General features: G+C 65.0%; 15 protein-coding genes. 8 read left to right on the top strand and 7 right to left on the bottom strand.

Annotated elements, in window-relative coordinates; genetic code table 11:
- Positions 1-87 precede the first annotated feature (87 nt).
- The 3 genes from fabI to fabA all read right to left on the bottom strand — a co-directional run bounded on the left by fabI (position 88) and on the right by fabA (position 2,799).
- A complete protein-coding gene (gene fabI / locus GDN70_RS03930; protein ID WP_028139498.1) occupies positions 88-888 on the bottom strand; it encodes an enoyl-ACP reductase FabI in 801 nt (266 codons plus the stop codon).
- Positions 889-1,014: 126 nt separating this feature from the next.
- On the bottom strand, positions 1,015-2,238 hold the full coding sequence (fabB, locus tag GDN70_RS03925; protein WP_038949452.1) for a beta-ketoacyl-ACP synthase I: 1,224 nt from the start codon (positions 2,236-2,238) through the stop codon (positions 1,015-1,017).
- 39 nt (positions 2,239-2,277) lie between these two features.
- Entirely contained in the window at positions 2,278-2,799 is a 522-nt protein-coding gene (gene fabA, locus GDN70_RS03920) for a bifunctional 3-hydroxydecanoyl-ACP dehydratase/trans-2-decenoyl-ACP isomerase (RefSeq protein WP_018323402.1), read from the bottom strand.
- A gap of 353 nt (positions 2,800-3,152) precedes the next feature.
- Here fabA and irrA point away from each other — a divergent pair, with 353 nt between their 5' ends.
- Positions 3,153-3,644 (top strand): iron response transcriptional regulator IrrA, encoded by a 492-nt coding sequence (irrA, locus tag GDN70_RS03915; RefSeq protein WP_008131763.1) that lies wholly within the window; start codon positions 3,153-3,155, stop codon positions 3,642-3,644.
- 141 nt (positions 3,645-3,785) lie between these two features.
- On the opposite strand, the gene GDN70_RS03910 is transcribed toward irrA, so the two are convergent.
- Complete coding sequence (locus GDN70_RS03910) at positions 3,786-4,316, bottom strand: SH3 domain-containing protein (protein ID WP_018323403.1); 531 nt, start codon at positions 4,314-4,316, stop codon at positions 3,786-3,788.
- A gap of 326 nt (positions 4,317-4,642) precedes the next feature.
- Between GDN70_RS03910 and GDN70_RS03905 the strand changes: the two genes are divergently transcribed.
- A complete protein-coding gene (locus GDN70_RS03905) occupies positions 4,643-5,644 on the top strand; it encodes a D-glycerate dehydrogenase (protein ID WP_018323404.1) in 1,002 nt (333 codons plus the stop codon).
- 16 nt (positions 5,645-5,660) lie between these two features.
- Here the strand turns inward: GDN70_RS03905 and GDN70_RS03900 are convergent, their stop codons facing one another.
- Complete coding sequence (locus GDN70_RS03900; RefSeq protein WP_152102176.1) at positions 5,661-6,464, bottom strand: molybdopterin-synthase adenylyltransferase MoeB; 804 nt, start codon at positions 6,462-6,464, stop codon at positions 5,661-5,663.
- Between the two features lie 248 nt (positions 6,465-6,712).
- Here GDN70_RS03900 and GDN70_RS03895 point away from each other — a divergent pair, with 248 nt between their 5' ends.
- Together GDN70_RS03895 and GDN70_RS03890 are read left to right on the top strand one after the other, a co-directional pair.
- Positions 6,713-8,071: a peptidoglycan-binding protein gene (locus GDN70_RS03895; RefSeq protein ID WP_028139494.1), complete on the top strand. Its 1,359-nt coding sequence runs from the start codon at positions 6,713-6,715 to the stop codon at positions 8,069-8,071.
- Positions 8,072-8,453: 382 nt separating this feature from the next.
- Entirely contained in the window at positions 8,454-9,197 is a 744-nt protein-coding gene (locus GDN70_RS03890; protein WP_028139493.1) for a ParA family protein, read from the top strand.
- A 247-nt stretch (positions 9,198-9,444) separates the two neighbouring features.
- Here GDN70_RS03890 and GDN70_RS03885 read toward each other — a convergent pair whose 3' ends face one another.
- Positions 9,445-10,011 carry a GNAT family N-acetyltransferase gene (locus GDN70_RS03885; RefSeq protein ID WP_028139492.1) on the bottom strand — a complete coding sequence of 189 codons (567 nt, stop codon included), beginning with the start codon at positions 10,009-10,011 and terminating at the stop codon, positions 9,445-9,447.
- Between the two features lie 6 nt (positions 10,012-10,017).
- Positions 10,018-10,917, bottom strand: coding sequence for a bifunctional DNA-formamidopyrimidine glycosylase/DNA-(apurinic or apyrimidinic site) lyase (gene mutM / locus GDN70_RS03880; protein ID WP_028139491.1), 900 nt, complete (start codon positions 10,915-10,917; stop codon positions 10,018-10,020).
- Positions 10,918-10,998: 81 nt separating this feature from the next.
- Here mutM and ubiE point away from each other — a divergent pair, with 81 nt between their 5' ends.
- The 4 genes from ubiE to dut all read left to right on the top strand — a co-directional run bounded on the left by ubiE (position 10,999) and on the right by dut (position 15,310).
- Positions 10,999-11,760: a bifunctional demethylmenaquinone methyltransferase/2-methoxy-6-polyprenyl-1,4-benzoquinol methylase UbiE gene (ubiE, locus tag GDN70_RS03875; protein ID WP_028139490.1), complete on the top strand. Its 762-nt coding sequence runs from the start codon at positions 10,999-11,001 to the stop codon at positions 11,758-11,760.
- On the top strand, positions 11,757-13,331 hold the full coding sequence (gene ubiB, locus GDN70_RS03870) for a 2-polyprenylphenol 6-hydroxylase (protein ID WP_028139489.1): 1,575 nt from the start codon (positions 11,757-11,759) through the stop codon (positions 13,329-13,331). The genes ubiE and ubiB overlap by 4 nt, the downstream gene beginning before the upstream one ends.
- Positions 13,332-13,403: 72 nt before the next feature.
- Complete coding sequence (gene coaBC, locus GDN70_RS03865; protein WP_038970608.1) at positions 13,404-14,855, top strand: bifunctional phosphopantothenoylcysteine decarboxylase/phosphopantothenate--cysteine ligase CoaBC; 1,452 nt, start codon at positions 13,404-13,406, stop codon at positions 14,853-14,855.
- The gene (gene dut / locus GDN70_RS03860; RefSeq protein WP_152102175.1) at positions 14,852-15,310 is read left to right on the top strand and encodes a dUTP diphosphatase; all 459 of its coding nucleotides are present in this window, start codon (positions 14,852-14,854) and stop codon (positions 15,308-15,310) included. Before coaBC ends, dut begins: the two co-directional genes overlap by 4 nt.
- Positions 15,311-15,382 lie beyond the last annotated feature (72 nt).

Below are 15,382 nucleotides of genomic sequence, written 5' to 3'. Positions count from 1 at the left end.
TTGCGATCACGCAGAGATGGTGGGCACGTCGCTTGCGCTCCTTTGCCCACCCTACGGCGTCGTCATATCAGGCTACTCGCGGACGCCTCAGTCGGGCGTCTTCAAATCGTCAGGCCTCGGCATCAGGACGATGTTGTAGCCGGAATCGACATAGTGGATCTCGCCGGTCACGCCGCCGGAGAGATCCGACAGCAGATACAGCGCCGAGCCGCCGAGCTCGTCGAGCGTGACGCCGCGGCGAAGCGGCGAATGCTTCTGCATGAAGGCGAACATCGCGCGCGCCTCGCCGATGCCGGAGCCGGCGAGCGTCCGGATGGGGCCCGCCGAGATCGCGTTGACGCGGATGCCGCGCGGTCCGAAATCGGAGGCGAGATAGCGCACGGAGGCTTCCAGCGCCGCCTTGGCCACGCCCATCACGTTGTAGTTCGGCATCGCGCGCTCGGAGGCGCCGAAGGTCAGCGTGATCATGCTGCCGCCCTCCGTCATCAGTTCGGCGGCGCGCTTCGCCACTTCCGTGAACGAGAAGCACGAGATCACCATGGTGCGTGAAAAGTTCTCGCGGCTGGTGTCGGCGTAGCGGCCCTTCAGCTCGTTCTTGTCGGCAAAGCCGATGGCGTGGATGACGAAATCGAGCTTGCCCCATTTTTCACGGAGCACATCGAAGGTCGCATCGACGCTGGCGATGTCCTCGACGTCGCACGGCAGCACCAGATCGACGCCGAGCTGCTCCGCCAGCGGCTTGACGCGCTTGCCGAGGGCCTCGCCCTGGAAGGTGAAGGCAAGCTCGGCGCCGTGGGCATGCAGCGTCTTCGCCATGCCCCAGGCGATCGAATGATCATTGGCGATGCCCATGATCAAACCGCGCTTACCTTTCATCAGACCTTCCATCTCGCGATTACCTTCCGCTTAGGTCATGCTCGGGCTTCCACGCCCTTCCAAACCTAGTCCCAATACGTGGATGGCCGGGACAAGCCCGGCCATGACGAGAAAATCAACAGTACGCCAACAACGACGTCACGCATCCAACCGGCTGAACACCAGCGTGGCGTTGGTGCCGCCGAAGCCGAAGGAGTTCGACAGCACGGTGCCGATCTTGACGTTGTCGATGCGCTTGCGCACGATCGGCATGTCGGCGAAGACAGGGTCGAGCTCCTGGATATGCGCGCTCTCGCAGATGAAGCCGTTATTCATCATCAGCAGCGAGTAGATCGCCTCCTGCACGCCGGTGGCGCCCAGCGAGTGGCCGGTCAGCGCCTTGGTCGCCGAGATCGGCGGGCACTTCTCTCCACTTCCGAACACGCGGCGGAGCGCGTCGATCTCCGGCGGATCGCCGGCGGGGGTCGAGGTCGCGTGCGGATTGATGTAGTCGACCTTGGTCTTCACCGTCGACATCGCCATGCGCATGCAGCGCTCGGCGCCTTCGCCTGAAGGTGCGACCATATCGTAGCCGTCCGAGGTCGCGCCGTAGCCGACGATCTCGCCGTAGATGCGGGCGCCGCGCGCCTTGGCATGTTCGAGCTCTTCCAGCACCAGCACGCCGGCGCCGCCGGCGATGACGAAGCCGTCGCGGTTGACGTCGTAGGGACGCGAGGCCGTGGCCGGCGTGTCGTTGTATTTCGAGGACATCGCGCCCATCGCGTCGAACAGCACGGAGAGCGACCAGTCCAGTTCCTCGCAGCCGCCGGCGAAGATGACGTCCTGCTTGCCGATCTGGATCGTCTCATAGGCGTTGCCGACGCAATGGTTCGACGTCGCGCAGGCCGAGGAGATCGAATAGTTCACGCCCTTGATCTTGAACCAGGTCGCAAGCGTCGCGGAGGCCGTGGACGACATCGCCTTCGGCACTGCGAAAGGTCCGACGCGCTTCGGTCCCTTGGTGCGGGTGATGTCGGCGGATTCGACGATGGTACGGGCGGACGGGCCGCCGGAGCCCATGATGATGCCGGTGCGAATGTTGGAGACTTCGTCAGGCGACAGACCGGAGTCCTGGATCGCCTGCTCCATCGCGACGTGATTCCACGCCGCGCCCTGGCCGAGGAAACGCATCGCGCGGCGGTCGACCACCGTCGCAGGATCGAGCGTCGGCGCGCCCTGTACCTGCGAACGGAAGCCGAGCTCGGCATATTTCTCAGCCCGCGAAATGCCCGACTTCGCCTCGTGAAGGCTCGCAAGCACTTCCTGGGTGTTGTTTCCGATCGACGAGACGATGCCCATCCCGGTGACCACAACCCGCCTCATGACAGCCTCGCCTCAATCGTTGTTGTCTTGGTGATGCGCTCAGCCCAGGCTCGTGCCCTGCTTGAACAGGCCGACCTTCAAGTCCTTGGCGCGATAAATAATCTGGTCATCGACCGAAAGCCACCCGTCGGCGATACCGAGCACCAGCTTTGAACGCATCACGCGTTTGATATCGACGTTGTACACAACCTTGCGCGCCTCGGGCAGCACCTGGCCGCTGAACTTCAGCTCGTTCAGGCCAAGCGCGCGACCACGACCTTCGCCCCCGGTCCAGCCCAGGTAAAAGCCGACCATTTGCCACAGCGCGTCGAGGCCGAGGCAGCCGGGCATCACCGGATCGTTCTTGAAGTGGCAGCCGAAGAACCAGAGGTCGGGCTTCACGTCGAGTTCGGCGCGCACCAGCCCCTTGCCGAACTCGCCGCCATTGTCGTTGATGTCAGTGATGCGGTCGAACATCAGCATCGGCGGCAACGGCAGCTGGGCATTGCCCGGGCCGAACATCTCGCCGCGGCCACAGGCCAGCAGATCTTCATATTCGTAACCGTTGCGCCTGTTCAGCATGCACGAGCCTCTGTTTGAATTCCGATTGAGCGGCGCTTTTTGGCGAAAATGGGCCCCGTCTCGGTCGGAGAGCAACGCCAATTGCCACTGTCAGGCGCTGCGCCCGCATGCCCCGGATGGACTGCGGACCGGGCTTCGATGCCCGGCTGCGCCAAAATCGGCTAAGCGGAACCGCGCGCTCTCTAACACAGGCTATTTCGGGTAGCAAAGCGCATCCATGAAGTTAAAATGACGCGATCCCGCTCCGGTTCCAAGCCTGATTAGAACCCCTCTAGTTGCGAGAAACTTGCATCTGCATCTTTCTGTTCTTATATTGCTGAGAGATATTGTTCACGCGTGCCCGAAATCTGGAAATGAGCGAGAATACTGCGCCCCATCATGACGACGACGTCCATGCCGCGGCCCTCTTGTCCGGCCGCCAGCCGGCTCTGACCGGCTGCCCCTGGCACGACGTCAATGAAATGCTCCAGTCCGCCGGGCTCCGTCCGACGCGTCAGCGCATGGCATTGGGCTGGCTGTTGTTCGGCAAAGGTGCTCGCCACCTCACGGCTGAAATGCTCTATGAGGAAGCCACACTGGCCAAGGTTCCGGTGTCGCTGGCGACTGTCTACAACACGCTGAACCAGCTCACCGATGCCGGCCTGCTCCGCCAAGTCAGCGTCGACGGCACCAAGACCTATTTCGACACCAACGTCACCACCCACCATCACTACTACCTCGAGAACAGCCATGAGCTGGTCGACATCGAGGATCCGCATCTGGCGCTGTCCAAGATGCCGGAGGTGCCGGAGGGTTACGAGATCGCGCGCATCGACATGGTCGTGCGCCTGCGCAAGAAGCGCTGAACCTCACAACTCTATTGTCGTCCCGGCGAACGCCGGGACCCATACCGCGTGATCCCTCAATGAGGCACGCTGGCTGACGCCTTCCAAAACAATTTAACCCTGTGGTTATGGGTCCCGGCGTTCGCCGGGACGACGGCAGCGTCAATTCACCTGCTCGTCCGAATACACGCCCCAGAGGCGCTCCTGCTGGATCCAGCCGTCAAAACCGTTGCCGGTGACGCGGCACCAGTTTGCAGCGCACTTCTTTACCTGCGTGACGACGCCGGCCTGGAGTCTTGCTGCAACCGCGCTGTCGAGGTCGGCGCGATCGTAGATCGGGGCGAGGTCGTCCTTGTGCTTCATGGTGACGACCGCGGTGCGGCGGCCCGACAGCAACGAGTGATAGACCCAGCCCTCGGCGCCTTCGGAATCGCGCACCCGGCGCCAATTCTCGAACTCGGCGGTGATTTCCACCGGCAGGCCCGAACGGGTGTAGACCCAGGCCACGTCATTGTCCTTGGTCGGGCCGGCGCGGACGTTCACATGATCCGATTTGAGGCTGACATAGCGCGGCACCGGCAGGCCGCTGGCGGTCTGGGGCGTCGTATCCTTGGCCGAATGCGAGGGGCCGACCGAAGCGCTCAACCAGGTGCAAACGAGCGCCATCACCGAACAAAAACGCCCCAACGCCATCAACCCGTCTCCTGTCGACGACCCGGCCCGAGCCGGGTCCTCACCCCAAATTCCAAAACCTGCCGCGCACCCCCCTGACCCGCCCCACGCGGGTGTTCCCAAGCCTTGACCCGTGGTTCTTGTCTTGGCCCGGCCTTCTGCTAGAGAGGACGGGCACTTGAACAACCAGTTTGTCCCGATTTTTCCGGCCGGAAATATCGGGAGAGCTTGAAGGAAACGCCGGGGACGGACACGGCAAGGGCAGTGTCGAACAACCGGGTTAATGAGACCTCAACGACCGGCCTTTGGCGACAGAGGCGGCTTGCGACGCCTCATGAGAGCAGGACATGTCGGTGAAGAAAAAGCCCCTCGTCGTGGTGACGCGCAAGCTGCCGGATTCGATCGAGACGCGGATGCGCGAATTGTTCGACGCGCGGATCAATCTCGAGGACACGCCGATGTCCGCCGACCAGATCGCGGAAGCCGCACGCACCGCCGACGTGCTGGTTCCGACCGTCACCGACCATATCAGCGCCGACATCATCAACCAGCCCGACTGCAAGCTGCGGCTGATCGCCAATTTCGGCAACGGCGTCGATAATATCGACGTCGAGGCCGCGCATGCTCGCGGCATCACCGTCACCAACACGCCGAAGGTCCTGACCGAGGACACCGCCGACATGACCATGGCGCTGATCCTCGCCGTGCCCAGGCGGATGATCGAAGGCGCCTCGATCCTGACCGAAGGAAAACCCTGGCCGGGCTGGTCGCCGACCTGGATGCTCGGCCACCGCATCGGCGGCAAGCGGCTCGGCATCATCGGCATGGGCCGCATCGGCCAGGCGGTGGCGCGCCGCGCCCGCGCCTTCGGCCTGCAGATCCACTATCACAACCGCCGTCCCGTCGCGCCGAAGATCGCCGAGGAGTTAGGGGCGACCTATTGGGAAAGCCTTGACCAGATGCTGGCGCGGATGGACATCATCTCGGTGAACTGTCCGCACACGCCGGCGACCTATCATTTGCTCTCGGCGCGGCGGCTGAAGCTGATCCGCAAGGACGCCTACATCGTCAACACCGCGCGCGGCGAGGTGACCGACGAGGACACGCTGATCAAGCTGATCGAAGGCGGCGAGATCGGCGGCGCCGGGCTCGACGTCTATGAGCACGAGCCCGCGGTCAACCCGAAGCTGGTGCGGCTTGCCAAGGCCGGCAAGGTGACGCTGTTGCCGCATATGGGCTCGGCCACGATCGAAGGCCGCGTCGAGATGGGCGAGAAGGTGATCATCAACATCCGCACCTTCCTCGACGCCCACAAGCCGCCGGATCGCGTGCTGCCGAGCATGCTCTGAGGTTTCACTGCCACCTCTACTCGCGGTGGATGCTCAAATCGTCGAACGCCGGCCCGTCGCCATTGAGCGGGTTGGCCGGATCGCGCTCGTAGCGCAGCGTCTCGAAGCGCATCGCGCGCGCATCGATCATCAGGAGGCGGCCGACCAGGCCGTCGCCGAAACCGACGATCTCGCGGATCGCCTCCATCGCCATCATCGATCCCAGCACGCCCGCCAGCGCACCCATGACGCCGGCTTCCGCGCAGGCCGGAACGGTACCCGGCGGCGGCGCCTCCGGAAACAGGCAGCGATAGGTCGGATTGAATTCGCCCTGCTCGTTGGTCTCGTGCGCGCGGATGGTGGTGAGCGAGCCGTCGAAGGTGCCGAGCGCCGCCGTGATCAGCGTCCGCTTCGCGAAGAAGCAGGCGTCCGAGACCAGATAGCGCGTCGAGAAATTATCGGAGCCGTCGAGCACGAGGTCGTAGTCGCCGATCAGGCTGAGCGCATTGTCGGCATTCAGCCAGGTGGCGTGGCCGACGAAACGAACATGCGGATTGAGCGCCGCAATCCGCTCGGCCGCGCTCTCGACCTTGTGCCGGCCGATATCGGGCGTGGTGTGGATCACCTGGCGCTGCAGGTTGGACAGCGACACCACGTCGTCATCGACCACGCCGAGCGTGCCGATACCGGCGGCGGCCAGATACATCAGCGCCGGCGCGCCGAGCCCGCCGGCACCGACCACCAGCGCGGAGGCCCGCTTCAGCGCCGCCTGGCCCGGGCCGCCGACGTCGCGCAGCACGATATGGCGGGCATAGCGTTCGAGTTCATCCGGGCTCAGCATCGTCGTACGCCTCTCCTACCAAGCCGTCGCTTTCACTCCTCATGGTGAGGAGGCGCAAAGCGCCGTCTCGAACCATGCAGGCCCCGATCTCGCCGCGGCCATCCTTCGAGACGCGGCCTTGAGGCCGCTCCTCAGGATGAGGACCTGAGTACGCGGCTCGACCTTGGGCCTGAACCACCGCTACATTGTTCGCGACCAACGAGATGTGCTTGAATGACATTGCGTTCAATGGGCTGGCTGGATTTGTCATGAGATCGATGCTTGCGGCAACACTGATGTTTGCGTCTGCCACAGGCGCGAACGCCCAGATGACGACGCCGCAGATCCCCGGTACCAAGCCGAAGCCGGTCCAGACCGTGCCGATCCGGCCACCCGCAATGCAGACGCCGTCGGCGACGGCGGATGCGATGGCGCAGGCGGAGCGGCTGTCGCTGCAATCCGACCTCGCCTGGGTCGGCCAATACAACGGCGCCATCACCGGCGACGCCAGCGCGCGGCTGGTCACCGCCATCAAGGAATACCAGAAGGCCAAGGGCGGCAAGCCGACCGGCGTGCTCAATCCGCTGGAGCGCGCCGCGCTGGCCGAGACGGCGCGAAAGAAGCAGGACGGCGTCGGCTGGAAGATCGTGACGGAGCCGACCAGCGGCGCCCGGCTCGGCATCCCCTCGAAACTGGTGCCGCAGCAGGCGAGCGACGCCAACGGCTCGAAATGGACCTCGCCGACTGGAACCGTGCAGGTGCTGCTCAGCCGCCGCAAGGAGGCGAACCCGACCACGGCAAAACTCGCGGAGCTTGAGAAGGAGCCGTCCGGGCGCAAGGTCGATTACACCGTGGTGAAGCCGGATTTCTTCGTGCTGTCGGGCTTGCAGGGCCTGAAGAAATTTTACGTCCGCGGCACCTTTAGAGGGGACGAGGTCCGCACCATGACAATCCTCTACGACCAGGCGACCGAGAACACGGTCGAGCCGGTCGTGATCGCGATGTCGAGCGCGTTCAATGCATTTCCGCCAGGCCCGCAGGCCGGGCCGCCGCCCCGCAAGACCGTCGAGTACGGCACCGGCCTCGTCGTCAGCGACGACGGCGCGATCGTCACCGACCGGCTCGTCACCGACAACTGTCTTGCCATCACGATCGCCGGCTATGGCAGCGCCGATCGCCTCGCCGAGGACAAGGAGCGCGGTCTCGCACTCCTGCATATCTACGGCGCGCGCGGCCTGAAGCCGTTCAGCCTCGCTGGCGGCGCGGCAAGGACGAACGTGGATGTCGTCGGCATCGCCGATCCGCAGAGCCAGGGTGGCGCGGCCGGCGTGTCGAGCATCAAGGCTGCGCTGGCGCCGGTCCCGAGCAGCGATTCCGTGCTGTCCCCACCGCCGGCGGTCGGGGTATCCGGGGGTCCGGCGATCGATGGCGACGGCAAGTTCGCCGGCATTGCGCTGTTGAAGCCGGCGATGGTCGCGGGGCCCGCGACATCGGTGCCGGCGTCACAGGCGGTGATGGTGTCCGCGGAAACGGTGCGCGATTTCCTGAAGGCGAACGAGGTCACAGCGAACGGCACCTCGACGGATGCAAAAGCTGCCGTCGTGCGCGTGATCTGCGTCCGGAAGTAGGTCTAACGCCAACTCTCGTGTCCCGGACGCGGTGCGGCGCGTAGTGCCGCGCCGCTGAGCCGGGACCCATGCTTCCTCAAATTCCGTGCAAGTGGCTTTCTGGGCCCCGGCTCAGCAGCGCATCACTAGCGTGCTGCGCTTTGTCCGGGGCACGAGCTCAACCGAGCCGCGAGCATCATCACACGTACGACTACTGGTCCAGTAATGGTACGGATTAGCTGGTCATCCCTCTTCCGCCATCATCGTTGCTGCTGATTCGGACCTCCGCGATCCCCCTTTGGATCGGGCCGGCACGTCCTGAGCTAGAAGGCTCAGCATCAAGATCGATGCACGTTCGCGTGGCGTATTCCTGACCCAAGCATTCCAAAGGATTGATCTTCAAATGCACACGATCGTACTGGCCACCCAAAAGGGTGGCAGCGGCAAGAGCACGCTCGCCATCGGCCTCGCGCTCGCGGCCAAGCAGGCCGGCTTCACCGTCCGCCTGATCGAGACCGACCCGCAGGGCACCCTGTCGAACTGGCAGCGCCGCCGCACCGCCGATGATCTCGTCGTCGAGCCGATCTATCACGCAGCCGACATCGAGCCGCGCCTGAAGATGCTGGCTGACAGCGGCCTGCAGCTTGCGATCGTCGACACCGCCGCCGGCCTCAGCGCCGCGACCACCGCTGCAATCCGCCATTCCGATCTCTGCCTGATCCCGGCCCGCCCGAGCGTCGCCGACATCGAGGCGACCGTCTCGACGCTCAGCGTCGCACGCGCCTGGAAGCGGCCCTACAGCTTCGTGTTGAACCAGACGCCGATCCGCGGCCAGCGCATCGACAACGCCGCCAACACCCTCGCCGAGGAAGCGGCGCTCGATCTTTCTGACGTGCTCGCGCGCCCGCTGATCGTGATGCGCAACGATCACCAGGACTCGCTCGCGAACGGCCGTGCGGTGAGCGAATTCGCGCCGAACGGCAAGTCGGCGGACGAGATCCGCGGCCTCTGGCGCTGGATCGAAACCCGGCTCGAGCTAAGTGCCACGACCAATGTCCAGATCGACCAGGTGATATCGGCTGCGGGCGGCATGCTGCATGTCGCTGCCGAGCTTTCGGCGGACGAGACCACGACACTGGCGTCCTGAGCGGGGCGATCGCTCAGACGGCAGCCGGCCCTTCACCATCCCGAAGGGCCCCAGCGACGAAGCAATCCGGCCACCAGCCCGGCCGGATTGCTTCGCTTCGCGTTTTTTGACCCCCATCCATCCGTCGCGCCCCGGGCAAAAGCGCGAAGCGCGGCTTCGCGCAGGTGTCCCGGGCATCCACGTCTTGGCAACAGGGAAGAAGAACGTAGATGGCCGGGACAAGCCCGACCATGACGTTGGGCATGCATTAGCCTTCAATCGCAGATCTGTTGCCCAACCAGGCCTCCCGCCGCACGATCCATTTCTCGGACTTCGATTGCCCGTCGTGATGGGCGAGCTCGATGAAGCCGACGAATTCCGCGCCGGTCTTCTGCTTGACCCGACGCGAGGCTTCGTTGGTCGCGGCGTTGCAGACGTAGAAATGATCGAGGCCGAGCGTGAGGAAGGCAAAATCGTTCACCGCGGCGATGGCTTCCGTCATCAGTCCGCGCCGCCAGTAAGGCTCCGCCAGCCAGAAGCCGCGATTGCCTTTCGGGCCTTCTGTACGGGGCCGCAGATGAATGTTTCCAATCGCCTCGCCGTCCCCCTCCTTGAGCACCAGAACCCAGAGATGGATGTCGTCGCCGGCTGAGATCTTGTCGAACTGCATCCTGACAAACGTCTCCGCTCCGTCGGCGGGATACGGCCACGGCACGACCATCGAGAGATGCCGGATGATATTCCAATTGTCGAAATGGCGCTGGATCGCCGGCACGTCTGACAGCGCCAGCGGACGCAGGATCAGCCGTTCGGTTTCAAGCTGCGGCGTCGGCATGGATTTCTACTTCTGACATTTCTGACACCAGAAGGTGGACCGGCCATTCTGCGTAAACCGCTTGACCGTGCCACCGCACCCCGGCGTCGTGCATTTCTCGCCTTCGCGGTCGTAGACCTTGAACGAGTGCTGGAAATAGCCGAGCTCGCCCGAGGTCTGGCGATGGTCGCGCAAGGACGAGCCGCCGGCCTTGATGGCGTCGTTCAGCACGGTGTGGATCGCACTTACCAATCGCTTCGCATGATCGGTCGGCTCGCCGCCGCCAACGCCCTTGCGACCCTTGGTCGCGAGCGTCGCCGCGATCCGGCGCGGCGACAGATGCGAGCGATGCAGGGCTTCGCAGACATAGATGTTGCCGAGCCCCGCCACCACGCGCTGGTCGAGCAGCGCGGCCTTCAGGCTGGTGGCCTTGCCTTCGCAGGACCGCGCCAGCATCGCGGCGTCGAATTCGTTGCCGAGCGGCTCGGGGCCGAGGCCGCGCAGCAGCGGCTCCTCGTCGAGTGCGTTACGCGCGATCACTTTCATGTAACCGAAACGGCGCGGGTCGTTGAAGACGATGTCGGCGCCGGAAGACATCCGAAACAGCACGTGGTCGTGCGTGGAGTCCTTACCCCTAGGATAGTGAAACTCGCCGGGAGCTGCCTCGTTGTCCGGCTTGATGACGCGGAACGAGCCCGACATGCCCAGATGCATCAGGAGCACATCGCCGGAGGCGAGATCGGCCAAGAGATATTTTGCACGGCGGCCGAGCCCCGTGACGACCTGCCCCTGAAGCCGGGCCACGAAATCTGGCTGGAACGGAAAGCGCAGGTCCGGCCGGCGGGCCTCCGCCACCAGGATTTTCGCACCCTCCATCACGGGCTGAAGGCCGCGGCGGACGGTCTCGACTTCGGGCAATTCAGGCATGGTCAGGCATTCACCTTATGAGGGCGGTGTGATAGCGCCATTGCGGCGGGCGCGCTATGGTTCGCCCAGTGGAGTAGAGTAATGGATCGGCCGGGCGAAACCACGCATTTTGGCTTCAAGGACGTCCCCCTCGGGGACAAGCAGACGCTGGTGAACGATGTGTTTCACAGCGTGGCATCGCGCTATGATTTGATGAACGATTTGATGTCCGGTGGCCTGCACCGGGTCTGGAAGGACATCATGATCACCGCGCTCGACCCGCCCAGGAGCGACCGGTCGTTCGCCTTGCTTGACGTGGCCGGCGGCACCGGTGACATCTCGTTCCGCGCCGCCAAGGCCGCGGGCCCCGGCTTCCATGCCACCGTCTGCGACATCAACACCGACATGCTGGCGGTGGGCCGCGAGCGCGCCGCGAAGCGCCATCTCGAAACCCGGGTCGATTTCGTCGAAGGCAATGCCGAAGCGCTCGCCTTCGCCGACCGCAGCTTCGACGCATATACGATCGCTTTCGGCATTCGCAACGTGCCCCGGATCGATCTGGCGCTGCGCGAGGCCTATCGCGTGCTGAAGCCCGGCAGCCGCTTTCTGTGCCTGGAATTCTCCACCGTCGAGATGCCCGGGCTCGACCGGATCTACGACCTGTTCTCGTTCAAGGTGATCCCGCCGCTCGGCCGCATGATCACGGGCGACGCCGAGTCGTACCAATATCTCGTCGAGTCCATCCGCAAGTTTCCAAAACCCAACGCCTTCGCCGACATGATCCGCGACGCCGGCTTCGCCCGCGTCAGCTGGCAGACCCTGTCCGGCGGCATCGTCGCACTGCATTCGGGCTGGCGTTTGTGATCTCTGCCTTCACCCACATTGCGCGCCTGATCCGCGCCGCGTTCGTGTTTGCGCGCGAGGGCGTGTTCGGCTCGGTCGATCCGAGCCTGGTGCCGCCGCCGGGACAGCTCGCTCTGAAGCTGGCGCGCCTCGTCGAACGGCGTGGCGTCAAGCACGGCCCGCGGATATCGCGCGCGCTGACGCGGATGGGCCCCGCCTATCTCAAGCTCGGACAATTCCTGGCCACACGACCCGACGTCGTCGGCGTCATCATGGCGCGCGACCTCGAAAGTCTCCAGGACCGCCTGCCGCCGTTTCCGCAGGACGAAGCCGAAGCCGCGATCGCGACCTCGCTGGAGCGGCCGCTGAAGGACGTGTTTGTGAGCTTCGGCCCTCCCGTCGCGGCGGCCTCGATCGCGCAGGTGCATCGCGGCGAGGTCTTGCACGCCGGCATCCGCAAGTCGGTCGCGGTCAAGGTGCTCAGGCCCAACGTGGCCTCACGCTTCCGCCGCGACCTCTCCGATTTCTTCTTCGTCGCAAACAAAGCCGAGACCTACTCGGCCGAAGCGCGGCGGCTGCGGCTCATCGAGGTCATCAACACCATGTCGCGCTCGGTCGCCATGGAGATGGATCTGCGGCTGGAAGCTGCGGCGCTGTCAGAGATGGCGGAGAACACGCAGGGCGATCCTGATTTCCGCGTGCCGTCCGTGGACTGGGACCGCACCACGCACAACGTGCTGACGATGGAGTGGATCGACGGCATCGCGCTGAACGATCACAAGCGTCTGGCAGAATCGCAGGTCGACCTGCCCGATCTCGGCCGCAAGGTGATCCAGAGCTTCCTGCGGCACGCGCTGCGCGACGGCTTCTTCCACGCCGACATGCATCCGGGCAATCTGTTCCTGGATGACGCGGGACGACTCGTCGCAGTCGATTTCGGCATCATGGGCCGGCTCGGCATGAAGGAGCGGCGTTTTCTCGCGGAAATCCTGCTCGGCTTCATCACCCGCGATTATCGCCGCGTCGCCGAGGTGCATTTCGAGGCGGGCTACGTGCCCGCGCATCACTCGGTCGAGAACTTTGCGCAAGCCATCCGCGCCATCGGCGAGCCGATCCACAACCGCACGGCGGAAGAGATCTCGATGGCGCGGCTCTTGACGCTGCTGCTCGAGGTCACCGGCCTGTTCGACATGACGACGCGGCCCGAGCTGATCCTGCTGCAGAAGACCATGGTGGTGGTCGAGGGCGTGGCGCGCGGCTTCGATCCCAAGCTCGACATCTGGAAGATCGCCGACCCCGTGGTACGCGAATGGATCGAGCGCAATCTCGGACCCATCGGCCGGGTGCAAGGCGCGCTCGCCGGGACCGGAGACATCGCGCGCGTGCTGATGCGCCTGCCGGAGATCGCCGAGCGGTCGGTGAAGGTGCTGGAGCAGCTCGAGACCATGACGCGGGAGGGCATCAGGCTGTCGCCGGAGAGCATCGCCGCGATGGGTCGCAGCGAGGGCCGCAAGAACCGCTGGCGCACCGTCGCGCTCTGGATCATCGCCGCGACCTTCATCGGGATCCTGATCGCCGTCCGGAATCTGTGATTGCCAAAAGCTTGATTGCATTGCAATCACACGAGTGATAGCATCGCTATCATTCCGTGCTGGAGGGGCGTCATGGCAAGCCTGACCATCCGCAAGCTCGACGACGGCGTCAAAACCTATTTGCGGCTGCGCTCGGCCAAGAACCGCAGATCGGTCGAGGAAGAGGTCCGGGTCATCCTGCGGGAGCTGATCGAGGGCCGCGAGGAGCCGCTGACGCCGTTTTCGGCGCCGCCGGCAGCCTCCGTCGCCCCCACCCCTCAGCGCACCGGCGCCGTCCCTGAGGCCAGCGTCACCCTGATCATCGGCGGCGGGATCGCAGCCTATAAATCGCTCGACCTGATCCGAAGGCTGAAGGAGCGCCGCGTCGAGGTCCGCTGTGTCCTGACCAAAGCGGCGCAGCAATTCGTCACGCCGCTAGCGGTCAGCGCCCTCTCCCATGAGCGCGTCTATACCGACCTGTTCGACCCCCAGAGCGAGTTCGACGCCGGCCATATCAGGCTTGCGCGCGACTGCGACCTGATCGTGGTGGCGCCCGCGACCGCCGACTTGATGGCGAAGATGGCCAACGGCCACGCCGACGATCTCGCCAGCGCGATCCTGCTCGCGACCAACCGCAAGGTGCTGCTGGCACCGGCAATGAACCCACTGATGTGGAACAATGCGGCGACGCGTCGCAACGTCGCGCAGCTGCAGCGCGACGGCGTGGTGCTGATCGGACCCAATTCCGGCGAGATGGCCGAAGCGGGCGAGGCCGGAATTGGCCGCATGTCGGAGGCGGTCGAGATCGCCGCCGCCGCCGAGCGTCTGCTGCGGCCGCCGGTGCCGCGCCCGCTCGCCGGCAAGCGCGTGTTGATCACCGCAGGTCCCACCCACGAGCCGATCGATCCGGTGCGCTACATCGCCAACCGCTCTTCCGGCAAGCAGGGGTTTGCCATCGCCGCCGCCGCACAGGCCGCCGGTGCCGAGGTCATTTTGGTGAGCGGTCCGGTCGACCTCAGCGATCCCCAGGGCGTGACGGTGAAGCATGTGGAATCGGCGCGGCAGATGCTGGAGCAGGTGCAGGCCGCGCTCCCCGCCGACATCGCGATCTTTGCCGCCGCCGTCGCCGACTGGCGCGTCGCCAACGAAGGCGAGCAGAAGCTGAAGAAGACCGCGGCCGGCATGCCGCCGCTTCAGCTCATCGAGAACCCCGATATCCTCGCCACGATCTCGAAGCTGACCGACAAGCGTCCGCCGCTCGTGATCGGCTTTGCCGCCGAGACCGAGCACCTCATCGACAACGCCAAGTCAAAACTTGCCCGCAAGGGCTGCGACTGGATCGTCGCCAACGACGTCTCGCCCGCCACGGGCGTGATGGGCGGCGACCGCAACACCGTGCATCTGATCAGTCGCAAGAATGGTGAGAAGGACGGCGAGATTGCAGTTGATTCCTGGCCGGTGATGACCAAGGAACAGGTCGCCATCGAACTGGTCGCGCATGTCGCACGAAGCGTGACCGACAAATCCCTGGAGCCGGCATCTTGAGCACGAAGGTCACTGTCGAACTGCAACGCCTGGCCCATGCGGAAGGCCTGCCAATGCCGGCCTATCAAACCACCGAGGCGGCCGGCCTCGACCTGATGGCCGCGGTGCCGGACGGCGAGCCGATGACGCTCGCACCGGGCCAATATGCGCTGGTGCCGACCGGCCTTGCGATCGCATTGCCGGCCGGGCACGAGGCGCAGGTGCGGCCGCGCTCGGGGCTTGCCGCCAAGCACGGCGTCACTGTGCTGAACGCGCCGGGCACGATCGACGCGGACTATCGCGGCGAGATCAAAGTGATCCTGATCAACCACGGCGCGGCACCGTTCGTGATCAAGCGCGGCGAGCGCATCGCCCAGATGGTGATTGCGCCCGTGGAGCAGGCCGCGCTGGTTCCGGTGGCCACATTGTCGGCCACGGATCGCGGCGCCGGCGGCTTCGGCTCGACCGGCCGCTAGTTTCTTACCTCTCCCGCTTGCGGGAGAGGTCGACGCGCAGAGCAGGGGAGGGAGCGCACCTGCTCCGCGGCG

Source organism: Bradyrhizobium sp. TM102, from assembly GCF_009176685.1.
GTDB lineage: Bacteria > Pseudomonadota > Alphaproteobacteria > Rhizobiales > Xanthobacteraceae > Bradyrhizobium > Bradyrhizobium ottawaense.
This window is presented reverse-complemented; position numbering and strand designations above follow the sequence as displayed.

What these genes read in the sequence shown, in the direction of transcription:
- irrA (WP_008131763.1), top strand. Translation starts at nt 3,153, where the DNA reads ATGAGCGAGAATACTGCGCCCCATCATGACGACGACGTCCATGCCGCG.
- GDN70_RS03905 (WP_018323404.1), top strand. Translation starts at nt 4,643, where the DNA reads ATGTCGGTGAAGAAAAAGCCCCTCGTCGTGGTGACGCGCAAGCTGCCG.
- GDN70_RS03885 (WP_028139492.1), bottom strand. Translation starts at nt 10,011, where the DNA reads ATGCCGACGCCGCAGCTTGAAACCGAACGGCTGATCCTGCGTCCGCTG.
- ubiE (WP_028139490.1), top strand. Translation starts at nt 10,999, where the DNA reads ATGGATCGGCCGGGCGAAACCACGCATTTTGGCTTCAAGGACGTCCCC.
- coaBC (WP_038970608.1), top strand. Translation starts at nt 13,404, where the DNA reads ATGGCAAGCCTGACCATCCGCAAGCTCGACGACGGCGTCAAAACCTAT.
- fabB (WP_038949452.1), bottom strand. Translation starts at nt 2,238, where the DNA reads ATGAGGCGGGTTGTGGTCACCGGGATGGGCATCGTCTCGTCGATCGGA.
- GDN70_RS03890 (WP_028139493.1), top strand. Translation starts at nt 8,454, where the DNA reads ATGCACACGATCGTACTGGCCACCCAAAAGGGTGGCAGCGGCAAGAGC.
- GDN70_RS03910 (WP_018323403.1), bottom strand. Translation starts at nt 4,316, where the DNA reads ATGGCGTTGGGGCGTTTTTGTTCGGTGATGGCGCTCGTTTGCACCTGG.
- GDN70_RS03900 (WP_152102176.1), bottom strand. Translation starts at nt 6,464, where the DNA reads ATGCTGAGCCCGGATGAACTCGAACGCTATGCCCGCCATATCGTGCTG.
- fabA (WP_018323402.1), bottom strand. Translation starts at nt 2,799, where the DNA reads ATGCTGAACAGGCGCAACGGTTACGAATATGAAGATCTGCTGGCCTGT.
- mutM (WP_028139491.1), bottom strand. Translation starts at nt 10,917, where the DNA reads ATGCCTGAATTGCCCGAAGTCGAGACCGTCCGCCGCGGCCTTCAGCCC.
- fabI (WP_028139498.1), bottom strand. Translation starts at nt 888, where the DNA reads ATGGAAGGTCTGATGAAAGGTAAGCGCGGTTTGATCATGGGCATCGCC.
- GDN70_RS03895 (WP_028139494.1), top strand. Translation starts at nt 6,713, where the DNA reads ATGAGATCGATGCTTGCGGCAACACTGATGTTTGCGTCTGCCACAGGC.